The following is a 13,903-nucleotide window of genomic DNA, read 5'->3' as shown; positions in this document are numbered from 1 at the left end:
ACCTTACAACGGGAATCTTAAACCCTCTGTATCCTCGAACCCTTGCTGGGGCATAACCCTATTCGTAGGGTCTAACGTCGTATTGGATGTAGGGCTGCGGCTGGGCAGGCGGCGGTAGGGGCTGCTTTTCGTAATAAAAGTAGGGGCTGGGCGGCATGCGCACCGGATACATCATTGGTTGGGGCGGCGGCTGATAGGTGCGCCGCTGCAGGTGCATGAGCCACAGGGCAATCACCGCAAAGGCCGTGCCGCCGCCCAGCACCAGCAGCATAAACAGACCCAAAATGCCCCACAGCAGCATGGTCTGAGTCTCGTTGTTGCGTGGTATCGACTCAATCAGCCGCACCTGCTGGGATGTCATCTCCTCCACCGCCGTCTGGTAGGTGTTGAGTTGCTCCCGCACGGCTTGCGTTTCGGCCTGCTGACGTTCGAGCTGGGCCTTGAGGTCATCGGCTAGATTCTCCTGGGCGCGCAGCTCGTCTTGTAGGCTGTTCACCAGATCTTGCTGTCGGTTCAGATCGCGCTCAAAGCGGTCTTGCTGTAAATCTTGGCCAGCAGTGGGCGGCGATGGTACCGGTACGGTCTGAACGTTCAGACTTTCTGCGCTGGGAGGGGGTGGCGGCAGCGACGGCGTTGTTCCTGTGCCGGTTTTGACCAGCAGCGTCAGAATAAACAGCGCACCACCGGCAGCACAACAGGTGATTAAGATAGGTTTTTCCCTCGTCAATCCCTGCAAGATCTCATTCCCTTGTGGTGGTGGTGTTAGTTAGATTTTCAGGAACGGTCTTAAAGACGATCAAACCCAGCCTAAGGGAAGGGTAGCGCAGCGGTAGGTTTCCCAAGAGCGGTCTAGTGACAGATCTGCTGTGGGAATCGTTAGATATCCTAAGACCTGCGGCCTGCTGCATCCCATTAACAATAAACAAGATGCAGAAAAAACCGTGATTTCTAGGACTTATACATCAGATCATTATACATCGGCCCAGAATTGGCACAACAAAAACCGGGTTTCTGCCAGGTTAGCCAACAAAAGCTAGCTATTTTGGCCGAAACCCGGCTGGGTGACGATGATTTCTAGTTCTGAAGGCGGTTTAGTTGAACGAGCACTCCACTGTGATTTTCAAGTTGCTCTCTGCGGTGCCTTTAGTAACATAGGGAACGCCTGCCTCTCCGCCGACCTTGAGGCCAAACTCTAGGGTGACTTTTTCGACATTGGCGGTGGCCATGTCTTTGAAGGCACTCATGGTGTGGCTGGTATAGGTGCGAATGGTGCCTTCAATGGCCTTAAAACTTTGAGCAGCGTGAATTTGTGCTGTTGGGGCAGTCATGCTAAACCCCTTGGCGGTGCGGGTGGTTTCAGCGTAGGGATCGGCGTAGGGGGCTGGGGCCGAGTCGGGAGCAACCACGTCGTCGGTGGCCTCCATGTAGATCTCGGTGCCATCCTCTAAGCGGATGGGAACCAGTTGAGTCATAGTGCACACTCCGATGGTTAAGATGCGTATCCAATCGCTAGCATTCCCAAAATTCAAGGCTGCTTGCCAAATCTAGGGTGACTTTTCTAAGCAGCGCAGAGCTTGGCCTAAGGCTGACCTTCTGCGCCGTCTAAAAAGTCGCGGAAGTTAGTCCATGTAGTTTCGTTTGGGCGGTTGTCGTCCAGGGGAGGCGGTGTTTGATACAGAGCAAAGTTATCCGCAATTTGGCTCCGCAGGGGTTCGGGTAATTGCTGCCACGACCCGATGCGGGTGCCGGCTGCATGCACCACGAGTTCGCCGGGGTGCCCTCCCATCTTCATCCAGGGTAGCCAGGGAGATATGCGGCTCCAGCTAACGGCTATATCGTCTATGTCCTGATCGGCAGAGGCTAGCAGGTGCGATCGCTGCGCCGAAAAGGTGAACATTTCCATCGCATGGTAATGGCCACCAACGTAGTCTTGATAATTTCCCCCTAACGGATCGGCGTAGAACAACGGCAGCGTCACCGTGAAAAAGAGAAGGTCTGTGTTGCCAAAGTGTTGAAACTGAAGGCGTTGCCCGGTGGTGTCGGCCCAAAACGGGGAGGAATTGACGGGATCGTTGGCGACTGGGTGTACGGTCGTAGTTTCCCCAGTCCAGGGGGTTTTCCAGGTGGTTAGCAGGGCGTTCGTTTCGGGGTCAAGGTAGATCATCACTTCTCGGGTGACTTGCCGAAATCCGGTACTGCCGGTTTCAGACTTTAGTGATGTGCAGGCGCGGGTGCTCACACCTTGCACGTTGAACAAATGGCGATCGGCTTCTCCGGGCCGGCGGCTAAAAACCTTGCCCTGCCAGACAAAATACACGGTTTTGCCGTCTTCCACCGAGCAAAGCAACTTGCGAAATACCTGAAGCGCGTCCTCAGGGCGATTGAGATCGAGGGGGGTGGCGATCGCTGCCCCAGACGCGGTGGTGGCAGCCCAAAGCCCGACCATGAGTCCTAACAATTTTGCTAGCACGAGCGTTCTCCTCAACGACTGGTAAATAATGGGCCGCTGATGCTGGTTGATAGGCCCGCATGCTTAGCCCCAAGGCAGAGATCTCCAACCCTATCAAATCAAGCTATCCGACCGTTACCCTAGTCCAAGATTGCTAGCTTGCACGAGCAGCCTGCGATCGCTCAAGTCTGTGACGATAGGTTTCCCGTACCCCAACCGCCTTCGCAAACGTTTAGATTTTGTTTATAAGAAAAGAGAGAATCTCGGCTCAGAGGGTGACGATGGCAGATTTGGCAACAGATGCTTACACCAACAATGGTGAGTTTTTATACCCGGCTGAGGATGCTCAGCAGATCTTGAGTATTGCGATCGCCCGCCAAACCGAGTCAGGTGAGCTTTCTCGCGCCCAGCTATTAGAAATTGCCGATGAACTGGGCATCTCCGCCGACACGATCGCCGCTGCTGAGCGCGAGTGGGATATAAAAAAGTACGAACTGGCCGACCAAAGGCTATTTGATAGCCAGCGCCAGCAGCGGTTTCAGCATGGTTTGACCCAGTTTTTGATTACCGCTGGTTTTGTGTTGGTATTTCAACTTGTAACTGGTGGTTGGCTCTGGAATTGGTTAATTTATTTAATCCTTGGCCCTTGGGCGTTGCAGATTAGCTGGAATGTTTGGCGTATCTATCGCCCCAATGAGTATGCCTACCGCCAGGAATTTCAGCGCTGGCGACGTAAACAGCAAATGAAGCGAGCCGTGGGTGGTGCCATGCGGCGACTGCTAGGGCCATCCTAGCGATCTGCTAGATATCTTTTTTAACTCTCCTGAATAATGGGATCCCAAACCGCAGGGTGAATCCGCGCAGCGATGCAGTCTAGGCGTGGGTATGGGTCTTGGTTAAAGGGGATGCTTGAACGCGCGATCGCACCCAACCAAACCATTTCTCTAGTCCTTCGCCAGTCTTAGCCGAAACCGAAATGATCGTGCAGTGGGGGTTCATCTGCCGCACGTTGGCCGCGATTTGCTCGATGTTCACATCTAGGTAGGGAGCCAAATCTACCTTGGTGATCAGCAGGCAGTCGGCCTCTTGAAACATGATCGGATACTTAAGCGGCTTGTCTTCTCCCTCGGTGATGCTCAGCAGGGCGACCTTAGCGTGTTCGCCCACCTCAAATTCGGCGGGGCAGACCAGGTTACCCACGTTTTCGACCAGCACCAAATCGAGGGCATGCGGATCGTACTGATGCTCTAGGGTGTGGATGCCACCAGCGACCATCTTGGCATCCAGGTGGCACGATCGCCCCGTATTGATTGCGATCACCGGCACCCCGTACTGGCGCAGGCGATTGGCATCAAGTTCGGTGGTCATGTCGCCTTCAATGACGGCGATCGCCAGCTCTTGGTGCAGCCCTGCTAAGGTGCGTTCCAGCAGTGCCGTCTTCCCCGCCCCTGGGCTGCTCATGATGTTCATGCAGGTGATCCCCCAGCGATCGAAGTGAGCGCGGTTGTGGTCGGCCCCGGCCTGGTTAACGTGGAGCAGATCGATACCCAGGGCGGCGTCAAAAGTTTGGTGCATGGGAGGAGTTTGGATAGGGATGTTAGATTTTTGCGGTGGCGGTTAGCACTAATCGCTAGGCAAGATCTCTGCCTCTAGGAAAGCCAGAAATTCTATGGTGCCTCTCGGCGTAGAGGCTTGGACGTTGTCTTCGGCGCTAATGTGGACCTGGTGAGGGAAGTTGGATAAATTTGGAAAGTGGGGAACGTTATCCCAACGCTTGCGGAGTATTTTCCGGGTGCTATCCATCCATTGGTAGCGGTAGCGCTCTGGTCGGGGTTGGTCGTCGATAACGACGAAGTATTCCGCAATTTCGAGGAAATCGCTGTTTGTTAGTGTGACCCGAGCCCGAAAGTAACCTCTGTCTTGTAGATCTTTTTCCTCAACAATTGAGAAGGACTCAACGATAGGGCTTGCAATTAATTTGAATTTGATCTCGGTAAGATACTGCCGGGCATCCATTAGCTACCAATGGATTGCAAGACGCCAAGTCGCGCTTGAACGGATTGCCACATCTCGTAAAAGGCACTCCACTCAAAAAAATCAATGCTGTCGCCCAGCTCTCCAGCGTTGAACTGTTGGTAGAAGGCGTCTGAGGGCATTTGATACTGAGTTTCATAAACTTGGAGCTTAGCCTGGATGTCTGAGGCCTGTTGCAAAGCTTGGCCATGCTCTAACTCGATAATTTTGGCGAGGGAACGCTCTATGAGATCGCTGTGATAGCCCCTTTGATAAAGGCTGTTGAGCACCTGCAACTGATCTAAAAAGCGACTTTGGGCGGGCATGACTGTGGCCTGTTGCTTTTATATAAGTCTCAGTTTATCTCAGGCTACAGGAGAGGCATTGGGCTAGTCGCCTCCGCATACTCTACCCGATCGATCTTTAGCTCACGCCCCGAGCGAATGTCGCCCATCGGCGACTTGCAGGTGGGGCAGGCGTATTGCAGGCCAATCTCAGGCCGATACTCGCTCTGGCAGTCATGACAAAAGGCTACCAGTGGCGTTTCGCGAATCACCAGCTCGGCCCCATCTAAAAAGGTGCCCTTGGTCTGCACCTCAAAGGCAAACTGTAGGCCCACCGGCTCCACGCAGGTAAACTTGCCCACGGTCAGGTGAACTTTCTCAATTGCGGGCTGCCCCGGCTGCGCTTCCCACCAGTCGCGCACGGTGAGAATCAGGGCCTTGGTCATATCGGTTTCGTGCATGGCAGGAAAGTTAAGAAGTGAGGAGATGAGGAAGACGGGGAGGTAAGAAGGTGGGGAGGGCTGCTTTCTTTCACCTCACCATCCTCACCACCTCATCCTCCTCGCCTAATGAACTATTGACGCTAGACTAGTTCGCTTACTGCCAGGGTTCATCCACACTCATATTCGCCTCTTCGTGGATGTAGCTGGGCTTCTCGCGGCGGGGCAGCTGGCCCGACTTCACTAGGTGGGCCATGGTGTCGCAGATCACGCGGGTGGCCATTAGCGACGTCATGTCGCTGACATCGTAGGGGGGCGAAACTTCGACCACTTCGATGCCGCAGACGGTGGTTTCTTGCACGATGCGCTTGAGCAGGTAGAGGGCTTCGCGGGGCAGCAGGCCGCCGGGTTCAGGCCAGCCGGTGCCGGGCACAAAGCCCGCATCGATGCAGTCGATGTCGAAGCTAATCCAGACGCAGTCGGTGCCGTCGGTGGCGCGGGCGATCGCAAAGTCAGCGGCGGCATCGAGGCCCATTTCGGTGATGTCGGTGACGGTGAGAATGTTGGTGGCTCGCTCGCGACAAACTTTCACCCCCTGGCGGGGCACCTGCCAGCCGCCGATGCCCATCTGCACCAGGTTTTTGGCTGGGGCATTGGCCATATTGGTGGCGTGGAACCAGGGGCAAGTGTGCATGCGCTCATCCAGGTCGGTCTCCTGGGTGTCAACGTGGCGATCGAAGTGGATGATGCCGACTTTCTTGTCGCCCAGGTGGCGGCAGATGCCCCGCACCGTAGGGAAGCCAATGGAGTGGTCGCCCCCCAGCAAAATTGGGAACGCGCCCGAGGCAAACACGTGGGCCACGCCTTTGGAGATCTGGTCGAAGGACTTTTCGTTGTTGGCTGGAATGGTAAATACATCGCCCACGTCGCAGAGGGTAATGCTCTCGCGCAGGTCAATCCCCATCTCAAAGTTGTAGGGGGTGTAGAGGGCTGAAATGCGGCGAATGCCCTGGGGGCCAAAGCGAGTGCCGGGGCGATAGGTGGTGCCCGAGTCGTGGGGAATGCCGACGATCGCTACATCGTACTCACCCACCTTGCGCACGTCTTCTACGTAGGGTGCCTTCAGAAAGGTATTGATGCCCGCGTAGTGGGGCAGCTCGCCGCGAGAGAAGGTGGGAATGGTGCGATCGCGAATGCTCGCCGCTGCCTCTAGGCCATACTCTAGGCCTTGAGAAACTTCCTGCTGCCAGCCGGTGAGAGGCAGACGGGCTTCCATCTCTAGGGCGCGCTGGGCCTCGCTCGAAGCGCCGTCGGGGCTTTGAAAGACGGGATCATTGGAGGGGTCGGTAGTCATGGTCGAAAAGCCTCACGGGGTTAAATTAAGCACTAGACTAAACGCGATTCCCAGGTCAGATACAGCAAAGCCCAGGAAAATCAAAGGAGCTGGATACCCAACTCCTAAAATCCTCCCGGGCTTTTATCCCGCCGTGTAGTTAGCGATGACCCTTAGGGGCCAGTCCTTGACCAACGCCATCACTAACCTGCCTCTCTTGGACCAGCCATTTGACCACAGCAGCCAAACCGGAACCCTAGAGACATAATTTATGCCAACACTCTAAGCCTAGAACCTCCTGCGGTCAAGGCTAGGTCGCAACCGCATCCTGACTGGAGTCGGAAGGGGTGACTGAGCCCTGGCGCGGTCGAAACAGGTGAGTATGGTCGGGGTTGTAGAGCTGCGACCTGACCTTCTGCCCTCGCAGCGCTGGGCTGATGATGTATAGCGTGGTGCGAATCAGGTCTCTTTCGCGGGTGGTTTTGGCCATCTCCGACAGGGGCACCACTAAGAGCTGCTCATCGGGCCAGCCGATGCGAAAGCAGATTGCCACAGGGGTATCCGGCTCGTAGTGCTGCAAAAGTTGGGCTTGGGATTCTTCCACGTGGCGGGCGCTGAGATAGAGGCACAAGCTGGTCTTGTGAGCCGCTAGGGAGGCTAAATCCTCTGCTTCCGGCACTTGAGTGCGCCCACTAATGCGGGTGAGAATGATCGACTGCACCAGACCCGGAATCGTTAGTTCAGCATTGAGCTTCGCCGCCGCCGCTTGGTAAGCGCTAATGCCCGGTACCACCTCAAAGGGCACCTCGGCCTCCGCCAGTGCCTGAATTTGCTCGTGAATGGCGCTGTAGAGGCTGGGATCGCCCGATTGCAGGCGAATTACCGATTTTCCGGCCCGCACGCGCTCCACCATCAGCGGCAAAATACCCTCCAAGGTCATGGTGGCAGTGCCGATGCGCTCGGCGTCGGGACGGGTCCAGGCCAAAATTTGCTGAGGCACCAGAGAGTTGGCGTAGAGAATCACATCGGCCTGACTCAGCAGGCGCTGGGCCTTGACGGTCAATAGCTCTGGGTCGCCTGGCCCCGCCCCAACGATATACACCCCTGGCGCTAGGGCCGCCCTTGCTGCGGGAGCATCGGCGGGAAAATCTTGAATTCTAGAGGAGGTCAGAGGGCTAGCCATAGGGCAAACGTCAACAATTCACACAGCCACTGGATCATAGCCACTTTGTTTCAAGTAACCGTGAACTCTAGGTATTTCACCGGAATTTAGCGATCGCTCTAGGAGATTGGAGCGGTAGATGCACCCTGATTCAGACCCCTGAGGATAGCTAACTCAGGGGTCTTTTTGTATTGAGGCCTGGGCTATTGCTTTGCCCAACTATACCGGGGGTGACCCGCTTGAGCCGTTCACAGAAACAGTACGGGTTTGCGCTAATCTGTGACAAATGCATCGAACGCAACATTAGATAGCTAGATTCAGCAGTACGCACCTATGGCTGAAGCAGGACAGGGAGAACGATTGCTCGGAGGCCACTACCGGGTGCTGCGGCAGCTCAGTCGGGGCAGCTTTGGCGATACCTACCTGGCCGAAGACACCCACCGATTTCAAGAACTCTGCGTGCTGAAGGAGTTTAACCCTCAGGTGCCAGGCAAGCTGGCCTTGGATAAAGCCCAAACTCTGTTTGAACGCGAGGCCAGCATTCTCTATCAGATCAACCATCCCCAGGTGCCTCGGTTTCGTGAGCTGCTGCGGGATCAGGGACGGCTGTTTTTGGTACAAGACTACGTCGAAGGCCCTACCTACCAGGAACTGCTCGATCGCCGTCGTGCCGTCGGCGAGAGCTTTAGCGAAGCGGAGGGGGTGCAGTTCCTAATGCAAACGCTGCCGCTGCTGCAATACCTGCACAGCATCGGCATCGTGCATCGCAATATTTCGCCCGACAACTTAATTCAGCGCAATGCCGACGGTCGCCCGGTGCTGATCGACTTTGGCGGCGTGAAGCAGCTGGTGGTGAATGTGCGCTATCAGCTTGGGGTAGCCCAGCCCTACCAGGCCGCCGATGGCACTATCACCCGCCTAGGCACCGTGGGCTATGCCCCCGAAGAACAGCTCGAATCGGGCCAGGTGAGCCCGGCCACCGACCTCTACGCTTTGGGCATGACGACTCTGGTGCTGCTGACGGGCAAAGACCCCGACGCCCTCTATGACGACCGCCGCGATCGCTGGGTTTGGCCAGAGCAGGTCGAGCTATCGGCTACCCTGCGCCAAGTGCTGACTCAGCTGGTGGCCCACGATCCAGGCGATCGCTACCAGTCTGCCGGGCAGGCGATGGCTGCCCTTAACCTGGCCCACCCCGACTCGCTCTCAGCGTCCTGGTCGCAGCCCATGCCCATTCGCATGCAGCCCACGGTGCCACCGCCCCAGCCTGAACCGCCGAGGCCAGCGCCTACGGTGGCGATCGCTCCGGCGGCTCCCTACGCACCACCCATGGCCTACGATCCCACGGCTACCGTGGCCCCGCCGCCTCGGGCAGTGCCGGTGCAAAAAACATCGTCGGGGTGTTGGCCTGCCCTGGCTGGGTTGCTGGTTATGGTGGGAGTCGCCGGAGGGCTATGGTGGTGGCTAGACCCCCTGAGCCAGTTGGGGGGGGATGGCTCTGACGTTGTTTCGCCCGGCGGCAGTGATGTCAGCAATCCCAACCTCAGTGAGGCTGAGCGCGAGCGCAAACAGGCCCTGCGCGATCGCTCCGTCACGCTCAGCGTTGATTGGTCCTACATCACCAGCCTGACCGACCAGCTGTTTTACGAGCAAAACCCCGATCGCCAGGGTACTCAGCTCACCGATCAGCCCCAGGATGAGCCTTTGCGGGCGGCGTGGGATGCGATCGCCGCTGACAATCTAGACCTGATCGAAGCCAACCTCAGCACTGACGCCCGCAGCAAGCTAGGCCGCTACAACCCTACCGACAGCGATCGCTGGAAAAGCCAGGTCAACGCCCTCTACGTCAGCAGCAATGCCCTCTACGATCTGGCTGACGCTCGCTTTAGCCAGCTGTTTCCGAAGCGGGCAAGAGAGGGTTTTGTCGAAACTGCTGTTGACCAAATCTGGTTTGCTCTGGCCCAGGACCAAGTCAACGCCATGGAAAATGGCGAAAACCTAACCGAAGTTACCTTTGAGCCAGGCACCTTCAACCAGCAGCAGGAAGGCAACCTCAGCCCTGGCCACGGCCAGATCTATGTTGTCAATCTCACCGCTCAGCAGCTGCTGCGTCTAAATCTGCAAGCCCCCCCGGAGAGCACCCGCCTCTCGCTCTACGTGCCGGTGCCCACCGACGAGCTGCCCCACATTCTGGCCGATGCCGAGCAAAACACCTGGGCTGGAGAGCTGCCCCAGTCAGGTTATTACGAGATTGTGGTGGTATCTCAATCAGAAAATGTCATTCCCTACCGCCTCACCGTGGCAGTTGATAACGTCATCAACGACATTATTAACCAGCCAGATCCGCCTGAAAAAAATAATTGACGTGAGCGCAGCCTGCTGTCTCTAAGCGTTTCCAATTGTTACCTTTTGCAACTCCAGGTGCAACTTAGAGCGATATTTGTTTGGGTCAACGCACTTCCCCCGGCTATGAACCACACTCTGCTCAACTCCATTCGGGAGTCTGACGGTCGCTACCTCAGCGATTTAGAACTACGGCCCCTAGCCCAGTTTGTGGCATCCTTCGATACGCGTTTTAAGACCTATGCCCGTCTGAGAGCAGACGGTGAAACTCTGGTGCTCAACGCCCTGCGCCAGCTCATGGTGGGTTCATACCGCGAGGTGGTGCAAGCCCACGGAGCCAAGTGCCGGCGCGACATGCTCTATACCCTAGAGTGCATTGCTAAAGCCGTTCTGATCGATGACCCAGACGGCTTTATGGAAGAGTATGTGATGTGGATGCAGAACATTACCCGCGCCCTGCATAAACAGGACTCTGCGATCGCCGCCTACCGCAGCCTGCAAGCTCAAGTGTTGGCTGCCTTACCCGAGGCGTCAGCCCAGCTCATCAACAGCTATTTAGACAAGCTCATCCAAGCTTTAAGCGATGGCCTGTAGAACAGCCGCAACAACACCGTAACTTCATCCCCAACGTTGATACTGGCCCGAGTCGGTTGGGAAGACTTAGGGTACTGGTGCTTTCATGGTTTGGCGCTCATGAGTCTACGCAATAACGCCTACGCCATAGTTGCTTCGAGGGCAAATATCTTGACTCATTCCGCTGCGCCTAAGCCCTACCTGATTAGGCTTTCGACCTTTCAGCAGCAGCCGCTACTAGGCGACTACAGGCAGGGCCAGCTGTGTCTCAACGACTGCGGCTTGATCGTGGCTGACGAGTGGGTCCGATCTGCTGCCAATCGCAAAGGCATCGACCTCGATGTTTGGACAATTACCCCCACTAGTCTGCAAAGCATTGTCTTTTTACAGGTGCCAGCTACAGTTGGTGCCGGGCTAACCGGCATTGATGAAGGCCAAAAGCCCTGGCTGCTGTCGTCATTTATTGCCAGCTTTAAAGCGGTAGCGGCCAAGCGCATCAATCTGCGGCTTAACCAATTGGGGCAGTCGGTGTGGCAGCGCAACTATAACGAGCACCTGATTGGTGACGACGACTATCTCACCGAGCTGCGCTACAAGCTGCAAAGCCAGAACCAACAGCCCACTGTATAGACATCACCCCAAAAGGTTGAGCAAAGTGTTTTACCAGGTCTGGCGATGGCTAGATCTTGCGGGAGCGATCGTCATCTGCCCCAACAGACTGAGGATGAAAAGGCTTAAATTCGGTTCTAGCCCGCTAGTTTGGCCTTGACCAAAGCCTGCACCTTTCCACCATCGGCGCGGCCTTTGAGCTGCTGCATGGCTGGTCCCATCACTTTACCCATATCTTTGGGCAACGAGGCCCCGGTTTGGGCGATCAGATCGTCAATGATGGCTTCGACTTCGGCATCGCTGAGCTGCTGGGGCAGATATTCTTCAATAATGGCTAGTTCTTCAGCTTCCTGGGCAGCAAGCTCGTCGCGCCCGGCTTTTTGGTACTGCTCGATTGAGTCTTTGCGCTGTTTGGCCAGCTGGGTCAGCACCTCTAGTTCTTGGTCGGCGGTGAGCTGATCTTGTCCGCTGGGGCGCACCAAAGACTCTTTTTCGAGAATCACTTTTTTAATGCTGCGAACCGTCTCTAGGCGCACCTTTTCTTTAGCCTTCATAGCGGTTTTGATGTCGTCGCTGATGCGGTCTTTCAAACTCATGGGGAATCCTTACGCCTATCTCGACGGCGCGTTGTAGGCTACCCTTTCACTTTAATTCAAACCGCTGCTGGGGCGAGTAGGAGATGGGGAAGGTGGGGAAGATAGGGAAAGACTAAGGTAAAAAGCAGCATCCCAAGCACTCCCTCATCTCCCTCATCCCCCTATCTCCCTGATCTCCTCATCTTTGCGACTCTCCAACTGCTGCTCTAAAAAGTTCACCAAATCAGCGCAGGTGAACAGCTGAGTTTCGTCGAAGTGCTCGCTGATATCAAGGCCAAAGGTTTCGTAGAAATCTTCACAGAGGGTGAGGCTCCAGTCAAACCAACACACCGCTGGAAACGACAAATCGTCAACCAGGTGATCGCTGGGCTTGACGCGACCGATCTCGAGGCCGGAGTAGTCGGTGAGCTGCTGGTAAGTAAAGTCAATCAGCGGTTTGGGCAGCGGCCGGCGCACTGCTGGCGGGGTCCAATGGTAGCGGTACCACTCGTCACAGGTGAGGCACGGGCGCGATCGCAGCCACTGGTTCACCCGTTGTCGGGCGACCATGTCGGGGCTGAGGGCCATGTAGGTGGTCAGGCTATTGACAAAGTTTTTCAACGGTTGCCACATCGGGTGCTGAAACGTCGAGCCCTAAAATTGCCTCTTGGGCTTGCTTAGAGTGTGCCCAGGGTGACGATCTAAGTCATGGTTTGGGCACGAACTTAACTCAACCTACGCTCAATCCGCAAAGCTCAGCTAGGGTAGCGGTAAAGCTCGGGTAGGAAACCGCTGCTGCTTCGGCTCGCTGAATTTGCATTGAGCCTTTGGCTCGTAGGGCGGCGATCGCCAGGCTCATGGCCACTCGATGATCAGTGTAACTATCGACGATGGCCCCTGTGAGGCCTGTGCCGCCGTGGATGGTGAGGCCATCGGGGTGTTCTTCAACTCGGGCACCCAGTTGGTTGAGCTGGCTGGCCATAACGGCGATGCGATCGCACTCCTTCACCCGCAATTCTTCAGCGTCGGTGATTACCGTAGTGCCCTCGGCAAACAGCGCTGCCACGGCCAAAATTGGCACCTCATCAATCATGCGGGGGATGAGGTCACCGCTCAAGCGGACAGCTTTGAGGCGGCTGTGGCGCACCCGCAGATCGGCCACAGGTTCTCCGGTAACTTCACGGGAATTCTCTAGAGTAATGTCGGCTTCCATGGCTGCTAGGGCGTCGAGAATGCCGGTGCGAGTAGGGTTGATGCCCACGTTTTCAATGACTAGATCGGAGCCGGGGGTGATGGCACCAGCCACCAGCCAAAAGGCGGCGGAGCTAATGTCGCCCGGCACCACCACGGTCTGTCCGGTGAGGGTGGCGGGGCCGCGCACGGTGACGCTACAGGTGTCGGGGTCTACGACAATGTCGGCTCCAAAGGCTCGCAGCATGCGCTCGCTGTGGTCGCGCGATAGGCTGGGCTCAGTGACGGTGGTTTCGCCTTCGGTCAGCAGCCCGGCCAGCAAAATGCAGGACTTGATCTGGGCGGAGGCCACAGGAGAGTGATAGTGAATCGGTTTGAGAGACTGCCCTTGAACCGCCAGGGGAGCGAGGCGGTTGTTCTGCCGACCCCAAATCTCTGCGCCCATTAGGCTCAGGGGTTTGATCACCCGATCCATGGGGCGCGATCGCAGCGAACCGTCGCCCGTCACCGCAAAATAGCGAGCGGGGTGTGACGCCAGCAGCCCCAGCATCAGTCGCAGAGTGGTGCCTGAATTTCCGGCGTTGAGCACGTCTGCCGGTTCTCGTAAATTGCCCAGGCCCACTCCCTGCACCGTTACCCATTCGTCTTCAAGCGATGACATGGTAACGCCCATGGCTTGAAAGCAGGCGGCAGTGCTGCGCGGGTCTTCCCCTAGCAGCAGGCCCTGAATGCGAGTTTCGCCCTTGGCGATCGCCCCCAGCATCAGCGATCGGTGGGAAATCGATTTATCCCCCGGCACCCGCACTCGGCCTCGCAGCGCCACCCCGTCGGCAGGGAACTCAAGAGTCAGGGTTTGGTGCGGGGCAGCGTCGGTTAGCTCAATGCGGGCGGTCATGGCAACGGTAATGAAAAGCCGATGCTGATCGTACCC

The 13,903-nt window shown here is 56.6% G+C and carries 16 protein-coding genes and 1 riboswitch; of the genes, 4 read left to right on the top strand and 12 right to left on the bottom strand.

What is annotated here, in order from left to right:
• Positions 1-58 precede the first annotated feature (58 nt).
• The 3 genes from H6G07_RS18730 to H6G07_RS18720 form a co-directional block, all read right to left on the bottom strand.
• Positions 59-727 carry a hypothetical protein gene (locus H6G07_RS18730; RefSeq protein WP_073608118.1) on the bottom strand — a complete coding sequence of 223 codons (669 nt, stop codon included), beginning with the start codon at positions 725-727 and terminating at the stop codon, positions 59-61.
• 364 nt (positions 728-1,091) lie between these two features.
• A complete protein-coding gene (locus tag H6G07_RS18725; RefSeq protein WP_073608117.1) occupies positions 1,092-1,472 on the bottom strand; it encodes a CU044_2847 family protein in 381 nt (126 codons plus the stop codon).
• A 107-nt stretch (positions 1,473-1,579) separates the two neighbouring features.
• Entirely contained in the window at positions 1,580-2,470 is an 891-nt protein-coding gene (locus tag H6G07_RS18720) for a DUF1838 family protein (RefSeq protein WP_139297001.1), read from the bottom strand.
• Between the two features lie 260 nt (positions 2,471-2,730).
• Between H6G07_RS18720 and H6G07_RS18715 the strand changes: the two genes are divergently transcribed.
• Positions 2,731-3,243 carry a 2TM domain-containing protein gene (locus tag H6G07_RS18715; protein WP_073608115.1) on the top strand — a complete coding sequence of 171 codons (513 nt, stop codon included), beginning with the start codon at positions 2,731-2,733 and terminating at the stop codon, positions 3,241-3,243.
• A gap of 79 nt (positions 3,244-3,322) precedes the next feature.
• On the opposite strand, the gene hypB is transcribed toward H6G07_RS18715, so the two are convergent.
• The 6 genes from hypB to cobM form a co-directional block, all read right to left on the bottom strand.
• Positions 3,323-4,024, bottom strand: a complete 702-nt coding sequence (hypB, locus tag H6G07_RS18710) for a hydrogenase nickel incorporation protein HypB (RefSeq protein WP_073608114.1) — start codon at positions 4,022-4,024, stop codon at positions 3,323-3,325.
• A gap of 48 nt (positions 4,025-4,072) precedes the next feature.
• Complete coding sequence (locus H6G07_RS18705; RefSeq protein ID WP_073608113.1) at positions 4,073-4,465, bottom strand: toxin-antitoxin system TumE family protein; 393 nt, start codon at positions 4,463-4,465, stop codon at positions 4,073-4,075.
• A complete protein-coding gene (locus H6G07_RS18700; RefSeq protein ID WP_073608112.1) occupies positions 4,465-4,788 on the bottom strand; it encodes a hypothetical protein in 324 nt (107 codons plus the stop codon). The genes H6G07_RS18705 and H6G07_RS18700 overlap by 1 nt, the downstream gene beginning before the upstream one ends.
• Before the next feature lie 44 nt (positions 4,789-4,832).
• Positions 4,833-5,207: a hydrogenase maturation nickel metallochaperone HypA gene (gene hypA / locus H6G07_RS18695; protein ID WP_073608111.1), complete on the bottom strand. Its 375-nt coding sequence runs from the start codon at positions 5,205-5,207 to the stop codon at positions 4,833-4,835.
• Between the two features lie 136 nt (positions 5,208-5,343).
• Positions 5,344-6,540 carry an agmatinase family protein gene (locus H6G07_RS18690; RefSeq protein ID WP_073608110.1) on the bottom strand — a complete coding sequence of 399 codons (1,197 nt, stop codon included), beginning with the start codon at positions 6,538-6,540 and terminating at the stop codon, positions 5,344-5,346.
• A gap of 110 nt (positions 6,541-6,650) precedes the next feature.
• Positions 6,651-6,790, bottom strand: a riboswitch (guanidine-I (ykkC/yxkD leader).
• A 39-nt stretch (positions 6,791-6,829) separates the two neighbouring features.
• Complete coding sequence (gene cobM, locus H6G07_RS18685) at positions 6,830-7,702, bottom strand: precorrin-4 C(11)-methyltransferase (RefSeq protein ID WP_084173051.1); 873 nt, start codon at positions 7,700-7,702, stop codon at positions 6,830-6,832.
• A 312-nt stretch (positions 7,703-8,014) separates the two neighbouring features.
• Here cobM and H6G07_RS18680 point away from each other — a divergent pair, with 312 nt between their 5' ends.
• From H6G07_RS18680 to H6G07_RS18670, 3 genes are all read left to right on the top strand, one after another.
• Positions 8,015-10,045 (top strand): serine/threonine-protein kinase, encoded by a 2,031-nt coding sequence (locus tag H6G07_RS18680; RefSeq protein WP_073608109.1) that lies wholly within the window; start codon positions 8,015-8,017, stop codon positions 10,043-10,045.
• Between the two features lie 105 nt (positions 10,046-10,150).
• Positions 10,151-10,618: a bilin-binding protein gene (locus tag H6G07_RS18675; RefSeq protein ID WP_073608108.1), complete on the top strand. Its 468-nt coding sequence runs from the start codon at positions 10,151-10,153 to the stop codon at positions 10,616-10,618.
• A gap of 99 nt (positions 10,619-10,717) precedes the next feature.
• Positions 10,718-11,227 carry a transposase gene (locus H6G07_RS18670; RefSeq protein ID WP_139297000.1) on the top strand — a complete coding sequence of 170 codons (510 nt, stop codon included), beginning with the start codon at positions 10,718-10,720 and terminating at the stop codon, positions 11,225-11,227.
• A gap of 116 nt (positions 11,228-11,343) precedes the next feature.
• Here the strand turns inward: H6G07_RS18670 and H6G07_RS18665 are convergent, their stop codons facing one another.
• From H6G07_RS18665 to aroA, 3 genes are all read right to left on the bottom strand, one after another.
• Positions 11,344-11,802: a GatB/YqeY domain-containing protein gene (locus tag H6G07_RS18665; RefSeq protein ID WP_073608106.1), complete on the bottom strand. Its 459-nt coding sequence runs from the start codon at positions 11,800-11,802 to the stop codon at positions 11,344-11,346.
• A gap of 153 nt (positions 11,803-11,955) precedes the next feature.
• Positions 11,956-12,414 carry a hypothetical protein gene (locus H6G07_RS18660; RefSeq protein ID WP_073608105.1) on the bottom strand — a complete coding sequence of 153 codons (459 nt, stop codon included), beginning with the start codon at positions 12,412-12,414 and terminating at the stop codon, positions 11,956-11,958.
• A gap of 97 nt (positions 12,415-12,511) precedes the next feature.
• The gene (gene aroA, locus H6G07_RS18655) at positions 12,512-13,867 is read right to left on the bottom strand and encodes a 3-phosphoshikimate 1-carboxyvinyltransferase (RefSeq protein ID WP_073608104.1); all 1,356 of its coding nucleotides are present in this window, start codon (positions 13,865-13,867) and stop codon (positions 12,512-12,514) included.
• Between the last annotated feature and the right edge of the window lie 36 nt (positions 13,868-13,903).

Origin of the sequence: Phormidium tenue FACHB-1052, assembly GCF_014696675.1 — a bacterium.
In the GTDB taxonomy this organism is placed as follows: domain Bacteria; phylum Cyanobacteriota; class Cyanobacteriia; order Phormidesmidales; family Phormidesmidaceae; genus Nodosilinea; species Nodosilinea tenuis_A.
The sequence above is the reverse complement of the archived record's forward strand: the minus strand, read 5'-3'. Positions and strand labels throughout refer to the sequence as shown.

Coding starts and splice junctions, on each gene's coding strand:
- H6G07_RS18725 (WP_073608117.1), bottom strand. CDS start 1,472: ATGACTCAACTGGTTCCCATCCGCTTAGAGGATGGCACCGAGATCTAC.
- H6G07_RS18715 (WP_073608115.1), top strand. CDS start 2,731: ATGGCAGATTTGGCAACAGATGCTTACACCAACAATGGTGAGTTTTTA.
- hypB (WP_073608114.1), bottom strand. CDS start 4,024: ATGCACCAAACTTTTGACGCCGCCCTGGGTATCGATCTGCTCCACGTT.
- H6G07_RS18705 (WP_073608113.1), bottom strand. CDS start 4,465: ATGGATGCCCGGCAGTATCTTACCGAGATCAAATTCAAATTAATTGCA.
- H6G07_RS18700 (WP_073608112.1), bottom strand. CDS start 4,788: ATGCCCGCCCAAAGTCGCTTTTTAGATCAGTTGCAGGTGCTCAACAGC.
- hypA (WP_073608111.1), bottom strand. CDS start 5,207: ATGCACGAAACCGATATGACCAAGGCCCTGATTCTCACCGTGCGCGAC.
- H6G07_RS18690 (WP_073608110.1), bottom strand. CDS start 6,540: ATGACTACCGACCCCTCCAATGATCCCGTCTTTCAAAGCCCCGACGGC.
- cobM (WP_084173051.1), bottom strand. CDS start 7,702: ATGGCTAGCCCTCTGACCTCCTCTAGAATTCAAGATTTTCCCGCCGAT.
- H6G07_RS18680 (WP_073608109.1), top strand. CDS start 8,015: ATGGCTGAAGCAGGACAGGGAGAACGATTGCTCGGAGGCCACTACCGG.
- H6G07_RS18675 (WP_073608108.1), top strand. CDS start 10,151: ATGAACCACACTCTGCTCAACTCCATTCGGGAGTCTGACGGTCGCTAC.
- H6G07_RS18670 (WP_139297000.1), top strand. CDS start 10,718: ATGAGTCTACGCAATAACGCCTACGCCATAGTTGCTTCGAGGGCAAAT.
- H6G07_RS18665 (WP_073608106.1), bottom strand. CDS start 11,802: ATGAGTTTGAAAGACCGCATCAGCGACGACATCAAAACCGCTATGAAG.
- H6G07_RS18660 (WP_073608105.1), bottom strand. CDS start 12,414: ATGTGGCAACCGTTGAAAAACTTTGTCAATAGCCTGACCACCTACATG.
- aroA (WP_073608104.1), bottom strand. CDS start 13,867: ATGACCGCCCGCATTGAGCTAACCGACGCTGCCCCGCACCAAACCCTG.